This is a genomic window from Micromonospora sp. DT41, from assembly GCF_049841715.1.
Lineage (GTDB): Bacteria > Actinomycetota > Actinomycetes > Mycobacteriales > Micromonosporaceae > Micromonospora > Micromonospora profundi.
On sequence record NZ_JBNCKU010000006.1, the window covers coordinates 1 to 15,043 of the forward strand.

Annotated in this window: 16 protein-coding genes; 7 read left to right on the forward strand and 9 right to left on the reverse strand. The window is 72.1% G+C overall.

Annotated features, from left to right (window positions below; genetic code table 11):
• Nucleotides 1–548: 548 nt before the first annotated feature.
• Nucleotides 549–1,583 carry a non-homologous end-joining DNA ligase gene (gene ligD / locus ACLQ23_RS12895; protein ID WP_425735647.1) on the reverse strand — a complete coding sequence of 345 codons (1,035 nt, stop codon included), beginning with the start codon at nt 1,581–1,583 and terminating at the stop codon, nt 549–551.
• Nucleotides 1,584–1,630: 47 nt separating this feature from the next.
• Here ligD and msrB point away from each other — a divergent pair, with 47 nt between their 5' ends.
• On the forward strand, nt 1,631–2,035 hold the full coding sequence (gene msrB / locus ACLQ23_RS12900; protein ID WP_355597991.1) for a peptide-methionine (R)-S-oxide reductase MsrB: 405 nt from the start codon (nt 1,631–1,633) through the stop codon (nt 2,033–2,035).
• Here the strand turns inward: msrB and ACLQ23_RS12905 are convergent.
• The 3 genes from ACLQ23_RS12905 to ACLQ23_RS12915 all read right to left on the reverse strand — a co-directional run bounded on the left by ACLQ23_RS12905 (nt 2,001) and on the right by ACLQ23_RS12915 (nt 3,808).
• Complete coding sequence (locus ACLQ23_RS12905; protein ID WP_355631335.1) at nt 2,001–2,609, reverse strand: DUF305 domain-containing protein; 609 nt, start codon at nt 2,607–2,609, stop codon at nt 2,001–2,003. The genes msrB and ACLQ23_RS12905 overlap by 35 nt on opposite strands.
• 61 nt (nt 2,610–2,670) lie before the next feature.
• A complete protein-coding gene (locus ACLQ23_RS12910; protein ID WP_425880688.1) occupies nt 2,671–3,423 on the reverse strand; it encodes a lytic polysaccharide monooxygenase in 753 nt (250 codons plus the stop codon).
• Between the two features lie 109 nt (nt 3,424–3,532).
• A complete protein-coding gene (locus tag ACLQ23_RS12915) occupies nt 3,533–3,808 on the reverse strand; it encodes an isoamylase early set domain-containing protein (RefSeq protein WP_355597985.1) in 276 nt (91 codons plus the stop codon).
• 159 nt (nt 3,809–3,967) lie between these two features.
• On the opposite strand from ACLQ23_RS12915, the gene ACLQ23_RS12920 reads away from it, so the two are divergent.
• The 4 genes from ACLQ23_RS12920 to ACLQ23_RS12935 all read left to right on the forward strand — a co-directional run bounded on the left by ACLQ23_RS12920 (nt 3,968) and on the right by ACLQ23_RS12935 (nt 7,117).
• Complete coding sequence (locus ACLQ23_RS12920; protein ID WP_355597983.1) at nt 3,968–4,228, forward strand: Prokaryotic metallothionein; 261 nt, start codon at nt 3,968–3,970, stop codon at nt 4,226–4,228.
• A gap of 201 nt (nt 4,229–4,429) precedes the next feature.
• Nucleotides 4,430–5,389 carry a DMT family transporter gene (locus tag ACLQ23_RS12925; protein ID WP_355597981.1) on the forward strand — a complete coding sequence of 320 codons (960 nt, stop codon included), beginning with the start codon at nt 4,430–4,432 and terminating at the stop codon, nt 5,387–5,389.
• Nucleotides 5,390–5,423: 34 nt separating this feature from the next.
• The gene (locus ACLQ23_RS12930) at nt 5,424–5,879 is read left to right on the forward strand and encodes a GNAT family N-acetyltransferase (protein WP_355597979.1); all 456 of its coding nucleotides are present in this window, start codon (nt 5,424–5,426) and stop codon (nt 5,877–5,879) included.
• A 122-nt stretch (nt 5,880–6,001) separates the two neighbouring features.
• Nucleotides 6,002–7,117 carry a lytic polysaccharide monooxygenase auxiliary activity family 9 protein gene (locus tag ACLQ23_RS12935; RefSeq protein WP_425880689.1) on the forward strand — a complete coding sequence of 372 codons (1,116 nt, stop codon included), beginning with the start codon at nt 6,002–6,004 and terminating at the stop codon, nt 7,115–7,117.
• 51 nt (nt 7,118–7,168) lie between these two features.
• Here ACLQ23_RS12935 and hemQ read toward each other — a convergent pair whose 3' ends face one another.
• Genes hemQ through hemE form a run of 3 tightly spaced genes read right to left on the reverse strand, consistent with a single transcriptional unit; the run spans nt 7,169 to nt 10,380 of the window.
• Nucleotides 7,169–7,870 carry a hydrogen peroxide-dependent heme synthase gene (gene hemQ, locus ACLQ23_RS12940; RefSeq protein ID WP_355597975.1) on the reverse strand — a complete coding sequence of 234 codons (702 nt, stop codon included), beginning with the start codon at nt 7,868–7,870 and terminating at the stop codon, nt 7,169–7,171.
• Entirely contained in the window at nt 7,867–9,276 is a 1,410-nt protein-coding gene (gene hemG, locus ACLQ23_RS12945) for a protoporphyrinogen oxidase (protein WP_425880690.1), read from the reverse strand. Before hemG ends, hemQ begins: the two co-directional genes overlap by 4 nt.
• Before the next feature lie 6 nt (nt 9,277–9,282).
• On the reverse strand, nt 9,283–10,380 hold the full coding sequence (gene hemE / locus ACLQ23_RS12950; protein WP_355597971.1) for a uroporphyrinogen decarboxylase: 1,098 nt from the start codon (nt 10,378–10,380) through the stop codon (nt 9,283–9,285).
• A gap of 218 nt (nt 10,381–10,598) precedes the next feature.
• Between hemE and ACLQ23_RS12955 the strand changes: the two genes are divergently transcribed.
• On the forward strand, nt 10,599–11,171 hold the full coding sequence (locus ACLQ23_RS12955; protein WP_053657378.1) for a DUF3000 domain-containing protein: 573 nt from the start codon (nt 10,599–10,601) through the stop codon (nt 11,169–11,171).
• Nucleotides 11,172–11,218: 47 nt separating this feature from the next.
• Here ACLQ23_RS12955 and ACLQ23_RS12960 read toward each other — a convergent pair whose 3' ends face one another.
• Nucleotides 11,219–12,091 carry a hypothetical protein gene (locus ACLQ23_RS12960; RefSeq protein WP_355597969.1) on the reverse strand — a complete coding sequence of 291 codons (873 nt, stop codon included), beginning with the start codon at nt 12,089–12,091 and terminating at the stop codon, nt 11,219–11,221.
• A 143-nt stretch (nt 12,092–12,234) separates the two neighbouring features.
• Nucleotides 12,235–13,377, reverse strand: coding sequence for a trypsin-like peptidase domain-containing protein (locus tag ACLQ23_RS12965; RefSeq protein WP_425880691.1), 1,143 nt, complete (start codon nt 13,375–13,377; stop codon nt 12,235–12,237).
• 210 nt (nt 13,378–13,587) lie between these two features.
• Here ACLQ23_RS12965 and ACLQ23_RS12970 point away from each other — a divergent pair, with 210 nt between their 5' ends.
• Nucleotides 13,588–14,907, forward strand: coding sequence for a ribonuclease D (locus tag ACLQ23_RS12970; protein ID WP_355597965.1), 1,320 nt, complete (start codon nt 13,588–13,590; stop codon nt 14,905–14,907).
• The last annotated feature ends 136 nt before the right edge of the window (nt 14,908–15,043 follow it).

Consider the following 15,043-nt stretch of genomic DNA (forward strand, 5'->3'; position numbering starts at 1 on the left):
GCAGGCGGCCACTGCGGCTTCGGCCTGCTCCAACGCGTCAATCACAACCAAAGTTTAGAACGCATGTACGACAATTTTCCGAGCCGACCAGCCGTCGCCACTCGGTGCTTACCGCATGGCGCACACCGAGCCACCGGCCCGCCGGACCTAACAACAAGCCGATCCCGTGACCTACCGACCACCTGCTTTGGCCACAAGCCACCGAGGTGCCGAGCAGTCGAGTGCCCGACCCACCAACGACCGAGCTGCCGGACCACCGAGAGGCCGAGAGGCCGAGAGGCCGAGAGGCCGAGAGGCCGAGAGGCCGAGAGGCCGAGAGGCCGAGAGGCCGAGAGGCCGAACCACCAAGCGACAGAGAACCCGCGCCACGAGCGGCAGGGCCACCGAACCACCGACAACCGACCCGATCATGCGGCCAGAACCACAGCCGCCGACCCGCCGACGCCCACGCATTGCGGATCGCGTTGATGCTCACGGCGCAAGGTCGAGGCGGCCAGCGCAAGCCCTGCCGCCCGGTAGCGCGGCCGTCCGCTTACAGCAAGACCAGGTCAGGCGCCGTCCTCGGGGGAGCGCTTGGCGCGGCTGGGCTGCACGCGCTTGGGCTCGCCGGGCATCTTCGGGTGGTCCGGAGGGTACGGCAGGTCGCCCTGGCCGGCGGCGGCGTCTCGGTCGGCCCACTCCAGTAGCGGGGTGATGTCGTACGGGGAGTGGTCGATGCCGGCGTGTGGGTCGCCGCGCTCGACAAGCCGGGCGGGCACGCTGCGCAGGTCGAAGTCGTCCGGGTCGACGTCGGGCAGTTCGTCCCAGGTGACCGGGGTGGAGACGGTGGCTCGTGCGGTGGCTCGCAGGGAGTACGCGCAGGCGATCGTCCGGTCGCGTGCCATCTGGTTGTAGTCGACGAAGACGCGGCTGCCGCGCTCTTCCTTCCACCAGGCGGTGGTGACCAGGTCGGGCTGACGGCGTTCCACCTCCCGGGCCAGCGCGATGGTGGCCCGGCGTACCTCGGTGAAGGTCCATCGGGGCTGGATGCGCAGGTAGACGTGCACGCCCCGGCCGCCGGAGGTTTTCGGCCAGCCGGTGGCGCCCAGTTCGTCGAGGAGCGCGTGGACCTCGCCGGCGGCCCGCGCCGCGTCGGCGAAGTCGGTGCCGGGCTGTGGGTCCAGGTCGATGCGCAGCTCGTCGGGGCGGTCGGTGTCGGCGGCGCGCACCGGCCACGGGTGGAACACGATGGTGCCCATCTGCGCGGCCCAGGCCACGTGCGCCAGGTCGGCCGGGCAGAGTTCGGCCGCGCTCCGGCCGCTCGGGAAGGTGATCTGCGCGGTCGTCACCCATGGGGGGACGCCCCGGGTGGGCACCCGTTTCTGGAAGAACGCCTCGCCCTCGATGCCCTCGGGGAAACGTTGCAGCGTGGTGGGCCGGTCCCGCAGGGCGCGCATGATGCCGTCGCCGACCGCGAGGTAGTAGTGGAACACGTCCGCCTTTGTGAAACCCCGCTGCGGGAAGATCACCCGGTCCGGACTGCTCAGCCGTACGCTGTGCCCGGCCACCTCGACCTCGGTGACCGCTGCCTTGGTGCCACCCATCCCGCGACCTTATGCCACACCCCCGACGTTCGACGTACCGTTGAGGGGTGAGTCTTGACGACAGCGAGCTGCCCCAGACCGAGGACGAGTGGCGCGTCCGGTTGACCCCCGAGGAGTTCCACGTCCTGCGGGAGGCCGGCACCGAGCGCCCGTGGACCGGCGAGTACGTGGACACGAAGACCCAGGGCGTCTATCACTGCCGCGCCTGCGGGTTGGAGCTGTTCTCCAGCGACACGAAGTTCGACTCGCACTGCGGGTGGCCGAGCTTCGACGACGCCATCCCGGGCCGGGTCAAGGAGATCGAGGACCGCAGCCTCGGCATGGCCCGTACGGAGATCCGCTGCGCCCGCTGCGACAGCCACCTCGGGCACGTCTTCCACGGCGAGGGCTTCACCCCGAAGGACACCAGGCACTGCGTCAACTCGATCTCGGTCCGGCTGGAGCCGAACTGATCTGAGCCGCGTACCCCTGGAGGAGCTCGACCTCGGCGGTCCGGGACTGCTCGATGCGCCGGGCCAGGTCGCGGACCCGCTCGTCGCGGCCGACGCCGACCTGGGCCCGGGCCAGGTCGGCCGCCGCCCGCTGGTGGTCGGCGAGCACCTCGCGCAGCACCCGGTCGACGTCGGCGTCCGGGGCGGCCCGCAGCCGGTCCAGCGCGTCGTCGTCGCCGTGCCCGGCGTGGTCGTGCCCGGCCGTGCCGGCGCCCGGCCCGGCGGTTGGCAGCCAGCCGCGCATCTCCGCCAACTCGTCGGCCTCGGTCGCTTCGATGGCGGCGGCCAGGGTACGCAGCGAGTTGTCACGCAACCGGCTTCCGGCCAGCCGGACGATCTGGAGGGTGCGTTCGCTGTGCCCGACCATTGTGGTCAGGAAGACCACGTCGATGCCGCTCATGGCGTCCCCGGCGGAGGATCCCGCCGGGGACGGGGCAGCCGCAGGCTCGGGTGGTGTCGGGGCGGGCGGCCCGGCGCACGCGGCGGCGAGCAGCAGCGCGGCGACCAGGGACGCCAGCGGGGTCACGCGAGACATGGCGGGGCTCCGATCACGCGAGGGCGGCGACACGGGCGCGGCCGGGACCGCGCCCGTGCGGTCAGACCTGTTGCCAGAGCGCGGGTACGTTCGGCGGCTCCCAGCCGGGGATCGCCGTGTGCGCCTGCCGGCAGCGGTACGTGCGGCCGCCGTAGGTGACCTGGTCACCGACCTGGTACGCCCGCCCGGCCGTCCAACTGCCGCCCGGCGCGGGCGTGGTCGTCGGCGTGGCGGTGGGGGTGGGCCGCGGTGTGGGCGAGGCGGTCGGAGTGGGGGTGGGCGTGGGCGTGGTGCCGCCTCCCCCGCCGCCGATCTGCACGTCGATGCAGGAGTAGAAGGCGTTCGCGGTGTCGGAGATGTTCCACACCGCGAGGATCTTCTGCCGGCCCGAGTATCCGCCGAGGTTGACGGTGTGCGAGACGGTGGCGCCGGGCTGCTGGCCGTTGCCGTTGACCACTGCGACCCGGCTGTTGCCGAGCCAGTATTCCCAGTTGCTCGTGGCGTGGCGGGCGGTGTTGAACCAGGTGAAGGTCAGCGAGGTGCCCACCGACGTGGCCGGCCAGCCCCTGTTGTCGTCGTTGAGGACGGCGAACTGGGCGATCCCGGCGTTGCAGCTGCGCAGGCCCTTGGGCCCCTCCACGCTCTGCGGCTCGTACTTGATCTGCCCGCAGTCGGGCACCCGGCCCTGCGCGCAGAGCGCCTGCCGGCTCGGTGGGGCGGAGACGTAGCCGTGCGCGTGGGCGGGCGCGGCGACGGTGAGGGTGGCGGCGACAGCGCCCGCCGCCACCAACGGAACGGTGATTCTTCGACGCATCGGGGCAGCTCCTTCGTGACGCGTGGTGAGGTGCCCCTCAACGTAATTTAAACTTTGTTAACAGTAAAGAGACCTGTCGATAAATCCATCGATGATGGCGATTCTTCTGTCAGAGCCGGAGCAGACCGCCGTTGTCGTCGACCTGATCGGCCGACTCGTCGTCGAGCCAGACCCCGCCACTGGCGAGGTAGCGGAAGCGGTACTCCCCCGGCGCGAGCTTCACGGTCACCGTCCGGGTGCCGTCGCGGCGGGCCACCAACTCGTGCCGACCGGGCTGCCACTCGTTGAAGCAGCCCACCACGCTGACCGGACCGGGCGGGACGTCCCGGGGCAGGCAGAAGGTCACCCGGGTCAGGCTGCCGAAGAGCTTGTTGCGCTTGATCATTGCGATCCTCCGAGTGGTCACGGCGGTCTCATCCGGCATAACGGACGACACGCCGGAGCCGACACGCCGCCCGCACCGGTCGACCGGCCGCATTTGGCCCATCTGCCACCAGACAGCAGGGCAATCTGATCACACATGTCCTGATACGGGGGTTTTCGAATGGCGACCTGTGAGGTCTGCGGCAACGACTACTGGATGGCGTTCGAGGTACGCACCGTCAGCGGCGACGTCCACACCTTCGACTCGTTCGAGTGCGCGATCCACCGCATGGCACCCATCTGCGAGCACTGCGAAATCAAGATCGTCGGACACGGCGTCGAGGTCAACGGCCGGTTCTTCTGTTGCGGGCACTGCGCCCGCTCGGTCGAACGCACACAGGGTGCCGAGATCCGGGACGCCGTCGGCGCCCGCCCGGCCTGACCGCACAGCCTGACCGCACCCCGTGGCCCGCTGCGGTACGGTCGTCGTCATGCGGCCTTTGCTGGGCGTTCTTTCCCCGCCGCGCTCCTGAACGGAGCGCCGCGCCTCACGCCGACCGGGTGACCCACCCGCTCGGCCATCTCGCCGTACGCGCTCCGTCGACGTCGTCCTCGTCAACGGCTCACCTTTCGGAGCGCATCCGTGTCCACGTCCCGTACCGCGTCGCCTGCTGTCCCGGCCCCGGCCGTCCTTGCGGCCCGCACCGGCCTGATCCAGATCACCGTCACCGGAGTGCTGTGGGGCACCACCGGCGTGGCGGTGCAACTCCTGCGCGAGAGCACCGGCCTCAGCCCGGTGAGCATCGGCTTCCACCGCCTGGCGATCGCCGCGCTCGTCCTGCTGGCGTGCACCGCCGGCCGACTCGGCACGCTTGTGGGCGCCCTACGCGCGGTGCCCGTGCCGCTGCTGATCACCGGCGTCGGTCTCGGCCTCTACCAGGCGCTCTACTTTGCCGCCGTGGCGCTGGCCGGGGTCAGCGTGGCCACCGTGGTCAGCCTGGGCCTCGCCCCGGTGCTCGCCGCGGCCTGGGAGTCGGCGCGCGCCCGCCGGATCCCCGGCCCGCTGCGGCTCGGCACGCTGGCCGCCGCCGTGGCCGGCCTCGCCCTGATCACCACTGCCAGCGCGCAGCCCACCACGGCAGCGCCGGCCCCACTGCTCGGCCTGCTCGCGGCCGCCGGCTCCGGCATCGGGTACGCGGTGACGACGCTGATCAGCCGGCAGGTGTCGCAGCACACCGAACCCATGACGCTGACCACCGTCTCCACGGTCGTCGGCGCGCTCACCCTCGCCCCGTTCGCGCTGGTCGCCGGCATCGGCGTACCGGTCCGCGTCTCCACCGTGGCGCTGCTGCTGCACCTCGGCATCGTCACCACCGCCGTGGCGTACGCGCTGTTCTACGCCGGACTGCGCACCACCCCGGGCAGCGTCGCCGCCGTGCTTACCCTGCTCGAACCGCTGACCGCGGCGGCGCTGGCCGTGGCGCTGCTGCACGAGCCGCTACCACTGCCGGTGCTCGTCGGCGGCGCGCTGCTGCTCACCGCCGTGGCCGCCACCTATCTCCGCCCCCCGGAGACGCCCCGGCCGACCCCGGAGACGCCCTGACCGCCCCGGCCCGGAAGGGCCTACCATCGGTGCCGTGCCACAGCAGACCACCGAACTCCGGAATGCCTCTATCGCCGACCTGGACGCCCGCACCCTCCACGACCTGCTCAAGCTCCGCATCGACGTGTTCGTGGTGGAGCAGAACTGCCCGTACCCGGAAATCGACGGACGGGACGTGGAACCCGGCACCCGGCACCTCTGGCTTACCGACGGCGGCGCTCCCCTGGCGTACCTGCGGATCCTCGCCGACCCGGGCGGCCTCGCGCGGATCGGTCGGGTGGTGGTGGCCCCGACGGCGCGCGGCGGCGGGCACGCCGGCCGGCTGATGACCGCGGCGCTGGAGGTGGTGGGCAACCAGCCGTGCGTGCTGGAAGCCCAGTCACACCTTGTGGGTTTCTACGCCCGCCACGGCTTCGAGGTCAACGGCCCGGAGTACCTCGAGGACGGCATCCCGCACACCCCGATGCGCCGCGCTGCCATTGACGTCTGACGATCTGCCTGGCATTGTGCCGGGTAGAGCCATCGCGGGAGCCAGCGAGTAGGCACGGGAGTGGGCAACTCCCGGCAGTCCGGGTGTCGTCGTCCGTCCGACCTCATCCCCCCGGGGGCTCCATGTCCACTCTCACCCGATCACGACGTGTGCTCTGGCTGTTCGCAATCGCGACGGCCTGCACGCTCCTGTTGACCACCGTCCTGACCACGATGCAGGTCCGGTCCGCCTCCGCGCACGGCTCGGTCGTCGACCCGCCCTCCCGCAGCTACAGCTGCTGGCAGCGCTGGGGCGGCGACTTCCAGAACCCGCGGATGGCCACCGAGGACCCGATGTGCTGGCAGGCCTGGCAGGCCGACCCGAACGCCATGTGGAACTGGAACGGCCTGTTCCGCGAGGGTGTGGCCGGTAACCACCAGGGCGCCATCCCGAACGGGCAACTGTGCAGCGGCGGGCGCACCCAGAGCGGTCGCTACAACGCCATGGACACCGTCGGCGCGTGGAAGGCCACCTCGGTGGCGAACAACTTCCGGCTCCGCTTCTTCGACCAGGCCAGTCACGGCGCCGACTACATCCGGGTGTACGTGACCAAGCAGGGCTTCAACTCGTCCACGCAGCCGCTCGGCTGGAGCGACCTCGAGTTGGCCGGCCAGATCGGCAACACCCCTGCCTCGCAGTGGAACCCGGACACCGGTGGCGTCTCCATCCAGATTCCGGTGAGCGCGCCGGGACGTACGGGTCGCCACATCGTCTACACCATCTGGCAGGCCAGCCACCTGGACCAGTCGTACTACCTGTGCAGTGACGTCGACTTCGGCGGAGGCAACGGCACCCCGCCGCCCACGACCCCGCCCCCCACGACGCCGCCGCCGACCACCCCGCCGCCGACCACTCCCCCGCCGACCACCCCGCCGCCGACCACGCCTCCGCCGGCCGGAGCCTGCACGGCGACGTACCAGGTCACCGGCCAGTGGTCCGGTGGCTTCCAGGGCGAGGTGAAGGTGACCGCCGGCAGTTCAGGGACCCGCGGCTGGTCGGTGACTTGGAACTACGGCAACGGCCAGCAGGTCACGTCGTCGTGGAACGCCACAGTCAGCACGAGCGGCACGCAGGTCACGGCACGTAACGCCAACCACAACGGCACACTTGCCGCCGGAGCGAGCGCCACGTTCGGTTTCCTCGGTTCGTGGAACGGCAGCAACCCAGTTCCGCTGGTCTCCTGTACGACGACCAGTTGATCCCCGGCCGGCGCCGCACCCGGGCGGGGGTGCGGCGCCGGACGGCGGGGCTCAGACCAGGCAGTTGACGATCTCGGCGATCGACCGCCGGCGGCCCGTGTAGAAGGGGACCTCCTCGCGGACGTGCCGGCGGGCGCCGGAGGCACGCAGGTCACGCATCAGGTCGACGATGCGGTGCAGCTCGTCGGCCTCGAACGCCAGCATCCACTCGTAGTCGCCCAGCGCGAACGAGGCGACTGTGTTGGCCCGCACGTCCGGGTAGCCACGGGCCATCTTGCCGTGCTCGGCCAGCAGCTCACGGCGCTCGGCGTCGGGCAGCAGATACCACTCGTAGGACCTGACGAACGGGTAGACGCACAGGTAGGGGCGGGCCTCCTCGCCGGCGAGGAACGCCGGGATGTGGCTCTTGTTGAACTCCGCGGGCCGGTGCAGCGCCATCTGCGACCAGACCGGGGTCAGCGCCCGACCCAGAGTGGTGCGGCGGAACCGCAGGTACGCGTCCTGGAGGGCGTCGCTGGACGCGGAGTGCCACCAGACCATCACGTCGGCGTCGGCGCGCAGGCCGGCGACGTCGTACACGCCCCGGATCACCACGTCCTTGCCGGACAACTCATCGAAGAGAGCCTCGACCTCACCGGTGACGTTGTCCCGCAACGACGGCAGCGGGGCGCTGGCCCGGAACACCGACCACATCGTGTAGCGGATGCTGTCGTTCAGCTCCCGCAGCCGTGCCGCGTTTGTCTGCTCGGTCATCTCGCCGGTCCTCCCAGTGCTGTGATGATCTCGTCGGCCGCCGCCTCGCCGGAGCGGACGCAGACCGGAATGCCGACACCGTCGTAACCGGCGCCGGCCAGGGTCAGTGTGGGATGGGCGATCCGCAACGCCGTACGCGCGGCTGCCACCCGGTCGGCGTGCCCCGGGGTGTACTGCGGCAGCGAACCACCCCACCGCTGCACGTGCCCGTCGACCGGTGCGGGAAGCGGCACGCCCAGCACCGCCGACAACTCCCGGTGCACTGTCGCGGCCAGGTCCTCGTCCGGGCGTTGGAGCTGCGCCTCCTCGCCGTACCGGCCCACCGACGCGCGGACCAGCGCCAGCCCGTCCGGCCGGCGCAGGTGCCCCCACTTCGTGGTGAAGAACGTCGACGCCTTGATCAGCAGCCCTTCGGTGCTCGGCACCAGAAAACCGGACAGCGCGGGCAGCTCGGGCTGCGGCAGCGCCAGTGTGACAAGGGCGACACTGGCGTAGTCCAGCTCACCGACGGCTGCGGCGGCTGCCGGCGCCGGGCCGCTGAGCAGTCGGGCCGCCGGCCGGGCCGGCACCGCAAGCACCACGGCGTCCACGTCGATCAGCTCAGGCTCACGGGTGGGGCCGACTGTGAGTCGCCAACCCGTGGCGGTGGGCGTCACCTCACGGACGGCGGCGTCGCGTCGTACCGTGGCGCCGCTTGCCGCCGCCGCCGCGTCCACGAGGGTGCTCAGCCCGCCGGCCAGGGTGCCGAAGACCGGGGCGCCGGGGGCACGCGGCGCGGCGGCCTGCGCCGCACGGACCGCCCCGACAAGCGTGTGCTCGACCTGGGCGGTGCGCGCCAGCGCCGGCATCGTGGTGACCAGGGAGAGGTCGTCGGCCCGGCCGGCGTACACACCGCCCAGCATCGGATCGACAAGCCGCTCGACCACCTCGTCGCCGAAGCGGGCCCGGACCAGCGCGCCCACCGAGACGTCCGTGCCGGGCTCGACAAGCGGCCGGCCGTCGTCGGTGTCGGCGTCCGAGGTCGGCCGCGCGACAGAGGTCACCCGTTCCAGATCCCCGGGTACGCCCACAAGCGTGCCGCCCGGGATGGGACGCAGCATGCCGTCGACGACAAGCGCCGCCTGCCCGACGGTGGGGTGCACGATCTGGTCGGCAAGCCCGAGCCTGCGGACCAACGCCACAGCCCCGCTCTCGGCCCCGGCCGGGTCACGCAGCAGGAAGGACTCGGCCCCGAACTCCACCGGCTGACCGGCAAGCTCCCCGGTGCGCAGCTTGCCACCCAGCACGCCGGACTGCTCGTACACGGTGATCTCGGTGCCGGTCGGGGCACGGTCGCGCAACCGGACCGCGGCGGCCAACCCGGCGATCCCGCCGCCGACCACCGCCACCCGCCAGGGCTGCCGCATCGCGCGTCAGCCCTGGTCAGCCCGGCGGCTGGACAGCTCGTGCACAAGCGCGACCACCCGGGTCAGCACCTCCGGGTCGGTCTCCGGCAGCACGCCGTGACCGAGGTTGAACACGTGCCCGGGTGCGGCCCGGCCCTGGTCCAGGATGCGGCGGACCTCGGCCTCCACCACAGGCCACGGCGCGAGCAGCACGCACGGGTCCAGGTTTCCCTGCACCGCCTTGTCCGGGCCGATGCGGCCGGTGGCCACGTCAAGCGGGGTACGCCAGTCCACGCCGACCACGTCCGCGCCGGCCTCGCCCATCGCGCCGAGCAACTCGGCGGTGCCCACCCCGAAGTGGATCCGGGGCACCCCGGCGTCGGCCAGCCCGCTCAACACCTCGGTGGAGTGCGGCAGCACGTAGCGGCGGTAGTCGGCCTCGGAGAGGGTGCCCGCCCACGAGTCGAACAGTTGAACTGCCGACACGCCGGCCTCGATCTGCACCCGCAGGAAGGCGAGCGTCACAGCGGCCAGCCGGCCGGCGAGCGCGTGCCACAGCTCCGGATCGCCGTACATCAGCGCCTTGGTCTTCGCGTGGGTCCGCGACGGACCGCCCTCGACCAGGTAGCTGGCCAATGTGAACGGGGCGCCCGCGAAACCGATCAACGGGGTGTCGCCCAGCTCGACCACCAACTGCCGGACGGCCTCGTCGACGTACGGAACGTCGTCGCGGGTGATCGGGCGGATGCGCTCCACGTCGGCGGCGGTACGGATCGGCTCGGCGACCACCGGGCCGGTGCCCGGCACGATGTCCAGGTCGATTCCGGCCGCGGCAACCGGCACCACGATGTCGCTGAACAGGATTGCCGCGTCGACACCGTGCCGGCGTACCGGCTGGAGGGTGATCTCGGTAACCAGATCGGCGCGGCGGCAGGACTCCAGCATCGGCACGCTCGCCCTGATCTCCCGGTACTCCGGAAGCGAACGGCCAGCCTGGCGCATGAACCAGACCGGTGTGTGCGGGCCGGGGCGACGCCGGCAGGCCCGGATGAAGGGCGAGTCGGCCGGGCCGCCGGGGCGCGGGTCTCCGTCTCGGGCGGCAGTGCCCGTGGTTTCCGTGGTCATCGCCGCAATCCTTCCACGCCCTGCACCCCCACCCCACCTGGGGTGAAAGGAAGGGCACCTTCTTAACGCCTCCGGTAGAGCAGGGGCCCCTTGTTAACACCAGAACTCGGCGCGGGCGGGCTCTGGTGGCGATACGCACAGGCGCGCCTCGCCGCTGCCGGATCGGGTGTCGGCGCGCCGTCGAAGCGGGTGGGCCGACGGCGGCATAGGCTGCCTGCATGGCCCCCCCGATCGCGCTCCCGGAGACCTTCGTCCGCGCGGTCGCCGGGCTGCGGTCGCCGGCGCCCCGGCCGGAAATCACGCTGGAGGAGGTCGGCGCCCCCCAGCGGCTGGCGCCCTACACGTTCGCGCTCTCCGCGGCGGTGCTGCGCGACGGCGACGAGGTGGCCACCGGCCGGCTGATCCTGCTGCACGACCCGGCCGGGCACGAGGCGTGGCAGGGCACCCTGCGGCTTGTCACCTACGTGACCGCCGAGCTGGAGGTCGACCTCGCCGCCGACCCGCTGCTGCCCGGCGTCGGCTGGACCTGGCTGACCGACGCCCTGGAAACCCAGGAGGCGGCCCACCGGGCGATCGGTGGAACTGTCACCCAGACCATGTCGACCCGGTTCGGTGACCTTGCTGGCCCGCCGACCGCCGGGGACATCGAGATCCGCGCATCCTGGACACCGGTGACCGACGACCTCGCCCCGCACCTGCTCGGCTGGTGCACGCTGCTCGCCTCCACGGCCGGCCTCCCGCCGCCCGGGGTCACCGCCCTCTCCGACCGCCGGGCAGCCGGCACCGCCTGACGCCGCCCCGCCCCTTCAAAACGGGTCGGGGCGGACGTCGGTCGGGCTTACAGGTAGTTCTCCGCCTCGTCGCAGACCTTGTCGAGGCCCTTCATCGCCGCGTCGTACGCGCTCCTGTTACCAGCCGCCGCCGCGCCGAGCGCGGTGGTCAGCTTGTCCAGGCAGCTGGCGATCACCTTCTTCTGCCGGGCCTGCTCGTCGCGGTCGTTGCGGGTGCCGGTCAGGTCCTGCTGGGTGTTGTCGAGCTTGTCCTGCATGGTCTTCAGGTCGGTCTTGAGCTTGGAGATCTCGGTGGTGTTGGCCGCGATGGTGCCGTCACGCTCGCTGACCTGGCTGGTGAGGCGCTTCTCGGTGCGGTTCAGCTCGTTGTTCTTCGTCACGAACAGCCCGGTCATCACCCCGCTGACAACGAAGAGCAGCCCGGCCACCAGGGCCAGCACCAACACCATGCGGCCCTTACCGGGCGGCTGCGCGGCGGCGCCCGGTCCGTACTGCGGCGCTCCGGGCGGGCCCGACATCGGCTGCCCGTACGACGGACCGGAGACCGGCGGCGCGGACATCGGCGGGGCGGACAACGGCTGCCCGTACGCCCCACCCGAGACCGGCGGCGCAGACACCTGACCGCCGTACGGCGGGGCGCTGGCCGGGTAGCCCGGCGTCGGCTGCGGGGTGCCGTACTGCGACGGCGTGGAGGACTGGCCGCCCCCGTACTGCGGGGCAGACTGACCCGACCCGTACTGCTGCGGCGTGGGCTGGCCGGGCTGCGGCGGGGTGGCCTGACCGTGCGCGTATGGCTGCTGCGGCGGCGTGGCCTGACCGTGCGCGTACTGCTGCGGTGGGGTCGGCAGTCCGGCCGGCGAGCCCGGCGGCGTCGGTGCGGCCGGCGGGTAGCCCCCCGGCCCGGTCGGTGGCTGGGACATGATGTTCCTCCAGGTGAGCGGGTCGTCCGCCGGTAGGCGTGACGGACCAGGTGCGGCAAGGTCGTGCGGGTCCGAGGACCCGGCCGGGATCGGGGAACGGCCAACGGTGGCCGGGGGTGGCGCGGTCGGGCGGAGCCGTCCGATCAGCAGATCTTGAAGCCGTCGCAGGCGACCTTGATCGGTACGGCAAGGCCGATGCCCTCGGCGTCGCGGGCCTTGGCGGTGGCGATACCGACCACCTGCTTGCTGCCGTTGATCACCGGCCCGCCGGAGTTTCCGGGGTTGATCGGGGCATCGAACTGGATTGTCGGTCCGGAGGAACCCTGGGCGGAACGCAGGGCGCTCACCACGCCTGTGGTGACGCTGTCCTCCAGGCCGAGTGGAGCGCCGACGACGATGATCTGCTGGCCGGACTTCACGGCGGTGGGCGCGGTGACCAGGCCGGTGAACTTGCCGGTCGTCCGCAGGTGCGCCACGTCGTTCGTCTTGTCGACCTTGACGATGGTGGCCGGGAAGCGCTGGTCGGTGCGTTCCAGGAAGACCTGGCGTCCGCCGCCCTCCCAGACCGCCTCGACAACGTGGAAGTTGGTGAACAGGTTGGTCCCACCGTCGGAGGTCGGCTTGCCCACAGCGAACGCGGAGCCGGTGAACTGACCGGCCCGCACCCGGAACACGCTGGGCAGCACGGCGCTGGCCACCGCCTCCGGGTTGAACGCCGCGCCGGCCTGCTTCTCCAACTCGTCCGCGCGCTTCTCCAGGCCGTCGAGGCGGGCGGCGTCGCCGTCCTGGCCCTGCGCCAGCCGCTTGTCGGTGGCGGCGAGCCGGTCGCCGAGCCTGTCGAGTTGGTACGCCTGCACTCCGGTCACGGCCGCCAGCAGCACGACAAGTGCCGTGGCGAGGACCATCGGCCAGCGACGACGGCCGGGCCGGGCCGGTGGTGGCGGGGCGTACGGGCCGGCCGGCGCAGAGCCGTACGGCGCAGGTGGCGGGCCACCCTGGGGCGTTGCCGTGCCGTACGGAAGTGGTGCGGGGCCGGGCGGCGTGGCCTGGGGCGCCGCACTCCACTGGGCGGCGCTGGGCGGAGGTGACCAGCCGGCGCGAGGTCCCGGCACGGCCTGCTGGTGGACCCCACCGGCGGTCGGCGACGCCGACCAACTGGCGCCCGCGGGTGGGTGCGGCTCGATGCGCGGTGGCAGTGGCCCCGGTCGGCCGCCTGCTGCTCCGCTCATGTCGTGAGGCGCGGCCCCCTCCGGTCGGCCGTCCTGCGCGCCGAAGCCAGCCGTCATGATCGCCTTGCCCTCCCGTGATCTTCCTGTGCCGCCCGTCGATCTGATTGTCACCCAATCGAGGGCTCGCGGCTCGATGGACCGTACCTGCGCGAACGGGCTTTGTCTCCCCCGATGTCCGGCATCCGAATCGACATCTTGTGGACAGCTGACCGACACACGCCGGACCGGCTGCACCCGCAATATCGGCGCGCGCACTAGGGTTGGCAGGTGACCGACGAACCACCCCTGCGCCGTCGGCCCACCGAAGAACTCCCGGGACACGCACCCCACCACCCGCCGTCGGCCCAGCCGCAGCAGGCGGGCGAGGGGCCCGACCCGACCGACGGTGGGCCAGTTCCGCTGATCGCCCCGCGTGACGGCACCCCCGACCCGGTGGCCGCCCCGGCGGAGCTTGCCGAGGTCGTGGCCCGCTTCGCGGCGGGCACCGGCCCGGTTGCCCTGGACGCCGAGCGCGCCTCCGGCTACCGCTACAGCCAGCGCGCCTACCTGGTGCAGCTGCGCCGCGCGGGTGCCGGCACGGCGCTCATCGACCCACTTCCGCTGCCTGATCTCAGCACGCTGGACGCGGTGATCGGCGAGGCCGAGTGGGTGCTGCACGCCGCGAGTCAGGATCTGCCGTGCCTGGCCGAGGTCGGTTTGCGTCCGCGCCGTCTCTTCGACACGGAACTGGCCGCTCGGCTGGCCGGGTTCGAGCGGGTCGGCCTGGCCGCGCTGACCGAGCAGCTACTCGGATTCACCCTTGAGAAGCATCACTCGGCAGCCGATTGGTCAAGTCGTCCGCTGCCCGAGTCGTGGTTGACCTATGCGGCCCTCGACGTGGAGCTGCTCACCGATCTGCGGGACGCGCTCGACGCCGAGTTGACCCGGCAGGGAAAGTCGGCCTGGGCCGCTGAGGAGTTCGCCGCGCTGGTGCGTACCGGCGCCAAACCGCCCCGGGTCCGCGCCGAGCCCTGGCGGCGTACGTCCGGCATCCACCGGGTGCGGGGCGCGCGGGCCCAGGCCCGGGTGCGCTCCTTGTGGTACGCCCGGGACCAGATCGCGTCCCGGCGGGATGCCGCTCCCGGTCGGGTGCTGCCGGACTCGGCGATCGTCGCCGCCGCCGAGCTGGACCCGAAGGACGAGAAGACGCTGTTGACGCTGCCGGGCTTCGGTGGCCGGTCGGTTCGCCGACTGGCCCGCACCTGGCTGGCCGCGCTCGACGACGCCCGCCAACTGCCCGACGACGCGCTTCCGGTCACCCCCGCCGTGGAGGGTCCGCCCCCGCCGCACCGGTGGGCCGAACGGGACCCGGTGGCGGCGGGCCGGTTGGCCCGCTGCCGGGAGGTGGTGGTCCGCATCGCGGGCGAACACAACCTGCCCCCGGAGAACCTGATCACCCCCGATTCGGTACGCCGGCTGGCGTGGAGCCCGCCGGAGGAGCTCACCGAGGAGACGGTGGCGGACACCCTACGCGGCTTCAACGCCCGTGAGTGGCAGATCGGCCTGCTGACCCCTGACCTGACAGCAGCCCTGTCCCCCTCGGCCTGATCCCTGGCGTGCCGCTCCGCCGCCGGGTGGTGTGGGGTGGGCCACAGCGGGGCGTGCGGACGAGTTGGTTACTGGCGAGTAGCATTCGGGGGAAACGTGCCCGTGTCGGCGACCCTGCTTCGTTCCGAGTGCTGCC